The sequence below is a fragment of the Shewanella sp. genome (assembly GCF_051658185.1).
In the GTDB taxonomy this organism is placed as follows: Bacteria; Pseudomonadota; Gammaproteobacteria; order Enterobacterales; family Shewanellaceae; genus Shewanella.
Genome location: NZ_JBOFMC010000086.1, coordinates 1 through 2877 on the forward strand (window position 1 = coordinate 1; position 2877 = coordinate 2877).

At 40.1% G+C, this 2877-nt stretch carries 2 protein-coding genes, 1 tRNA gene and 1 pseudogene; all 4 read right to left on the minus strand.

From position 1 onward, the window contains the following. A pseudogene (locus ACRCZA_RS03805) lies at positions 1-365 on the minus strand (restriction endonuclease-like protein); the annotation flags it as partial. 272 nt (positions 366-637) lie between these two features. After that, entirely contained in the window at positions 638-1756 is a 1119-nt protein-coding gene (locus ACRCZA_RS03810) for a DNA cytosine methyltransferase (RefSeq protein WP_438673154.1), read from the minus strand. 5 nt (positions 1757-1761) lie between these two features. Next, a complete protein-coding gene (locus ACRCZA_RS03815; protein ID WP_438673155.1) occupies positions 1762-2403 on the minus strand; it encodes an Eco29kI family restriction endonuclease in 642 nt (213 codons plus the stop codon). A 180-nt stretch (positions 2404-2583) separates the two neighbouring features. Beyond that, positions 2584-2669 (minus strand) — tRNA-Leu (locus ACRCZA_RS03820). Positions 2670-2877 lie beyond the last annotated feature (208 nt).

The window sequence follows — 2877 nt, forward strand, 5'->3', positions numbered from 1 at the left end:
CGCCCGCGCGCAGGGCTAAAGCGAAAGGCGGCATTAAGCGCTTGCCGGCGATGTTGCAACTCGGCCTGGGTTACTGGGCCGAAAAACACCCATTCAAATTGATACAGCGTGTTTTCAAAAAACAGCGGCGCCGGCAGCGACAGTGTGTGCAGAGGCGTGGCATCGTCTGGCAGCGCCAAATCGCTTGGTTCAGCGCTAGCCGTTAAGTTGAGTGCAGGCGTAAATTTCAACGTCGGTAATAGCTCGCCGTCTAACGCCGCGCGCTTAGCTAGCGTGGCCTGATAGATTTGTGCGCGCGCACGAATATCATTGGCCCAAATCGAAAACTCAAACTCGGGTGTGATTAGACGCAATAACTCCGGCATAGCGCATCACTCCGTTGCAGCTTAAATAAAACATTGAACATAAACCCTCCCCCAGCTCCCGCCTACGCCAGCGCAAGGGGGCGTAGCCCATGTTGCAGGTTAGGGGTTCGGTGTAAAAGGCCCCTCCCTTTTTAAGGGAGGGGTTGGGTTATAGAAAACCAACTCACTTTGAGTCATTGCGCGAGCTGGCAAGGTTTTCCAGCCACATCAACGGAAAATGACTGCGCTGGCGGCTGTAGTCACCGTATTGCTGCGGATTTTTTCGATACTCGTTAGGCTTCTTTAAGTTTAACTATTAGTTCTTTTCCTATAACTTCGGCTAGCTTTACAGGAACAGCATTGCCAATTTGTTTCATTGCTTCTCCCCAGCTACCTGTAACAGAAAATTCTTTTGGAAATGTCTGAATTAATTTTGCTTCATAAGTAGTTAAATAACGCACAGAGTCATCATCATACCGAATCATATTTTCTCCTCCAGGTACTCCATGACTGCCTGCTTTTATAGTTTTCGCTGGCTCATCAATCATGCTACCTGTGTGACCAGGGTAAATTTTTGCACCATCTTTGAATACATGGTCAGGAATTTGATGTAATGTATTTGGATCAGGGACATCAATCAATGCATCTCGTACGGTTAACCACGGCAATTTTTCTGGAGGGAAAATACCATATTTTTCCTTCATCTGATTTGCAATTAAATCATTTTTCTGATTGGGAGTGTTGTGCCTTGTCCAATATTTTCCGGTTACATATTTATCCCAGCTTAGGCGATCTTCGCTGTGAGTTGGTTCTGGAAAATGCCAATTTATATTCAAATCAGAACGAAAACCAACTATCAATACACGCTCTCTTTTTTGTGGAATACCATAATCAGCTGCATTAATCAATTTAAATGTGACATGATAATTTTCTTTTTTATATTCGACGTCTTTTACATGTTGAAGTCTAATTAAATGTTGCTCCCAACTCTCTCCATTATTAATTTTTAACTCAGTATAAGAAAGCCTAAGCAAAATATATTCAAAATATTTTGAAAATGAGGGCCGTAAAATTCCCTTAACATTCTCAAAAAAGAAAGCCTTTGGTTTAAGATGTTCAATGCAATTAATTGCGTAAGGGAACATATCTCTATTATCATTGTGAGACTTGTGTTTCCCACCTAATGAGAAAGGTTGGCAAGGTGGCCCGCCAGCAACTATATCAACTCCACTTATATTATTTAAATTAAAATCAGCAATATCACCCTCAAATACTGCTTCTGAATTAAAGTTCTTTCTTAGTGATGCACATGCATTTTTATTAAACTCAACGAATGCGGCATGCTCAAACCCTGCAAGCTCTAACCCTTTAGCTAGTCCGCCTGTTCCAGAAAAAATTTCAAGAGATTTCATTTTTTTCATTTCTTTAAATTTAGAAGATGGGCGTTAACATTTTCAATTATATAATTCATATTATTTGGCTGCCCTTTTAGTCGTTCGGCCCATATTCTGCCTGAATGTAAAACATCCCAATCAGATCTGGCTTGTTCATATCGTCCTTTACCAGGGTCGTGATTGCCAAAACCATCTAGGCAAGAGTTCCAAAGAGGGCTGTTTATTTTAATTAAAGAAGCCTCAATTGAGCTGATCATATCTGAACTATCTTGTTCAAAAATAACAAAGCGACATGAAAAATCTGTTATTTTTAGGTTTTCGCAAGATAAAATACTTCGAGAGTGCTCTTTTAATCTAGAGTATAACTCATTGGATTTGTTTTTCATTGCATCAGATACACGTGATTGGCGCCATCCTTTGGGCACTGCCTTTCCAACATAAATTGGACAATCATAAGACAATCTATTTATTTCACTATATCTGGAATAGAAAGCATTTTTTCCTGTATAGTAAAGTGCATATACTCCAGAGCCGACAAAGTTTTCTGACGGAGGCAAATCGTGAACAGGTGTACCATTAAAAAATCTAATAGCATCCTTAACTAGTTCAACGAATGCATCATTGCGATAAACATGTTTGTTTCTATCAAAATGGCAATTGTTCATTCCAGTCACATTTATGTTAGTTTATATATAAAATAGCACCTAGTAATAAAAACTATTCTTTAATTAAATTATATGTGAGTGATGCTTATCGTTAAGATAAAAATGTTTAATTTCTATGGATTTTTAGCTAAAAAATCAAGCAAAAGGCCACTCCGAAGAGTGGCCTTTTGACTGGAATTTTGGTGCCCGGGGTCGGACTCGAACCGACACGGTTATTCACCGGCGGATTTTGAATCCGCTGCGTCTACCGATTTCGCCACCCGGGCAACGAGGTGGGAGTATAGAGAGTTAAGTTTTTCGCGCAAGCATTTTTTTTAAAACTTAGTTTGATTGCGCATAAAATCAACAACTTGGCGTTAAGTTGTGCAATTGTGTGCCCTTGATCGCGTTTTTTAGCTGTGGCGCGCATTTATGGCGCTTTTCTCCTTCGCTAAATGCTGTTTTTTTCGGGTGGAAAAAATGTCAATCAGCATA

Excerpts from the sequence above, each read along its gene's own strand:
- ACRCZA_RS03810 (WP_438673154.1), bottom strand. The coding sequence starts at position 1,756 with ATGAAATCTCTTGAAATTTTTTCTGGAACAGGCGGACTAGCTAAAGGG.
- ACRCZA_RS03815 (WP_438673155.1), bottom strand. The coding sequence starts at position 2,403 with ATGAACAATTGCCATTTTGATAGAAACAAACATGTTTATCGCAATGAT.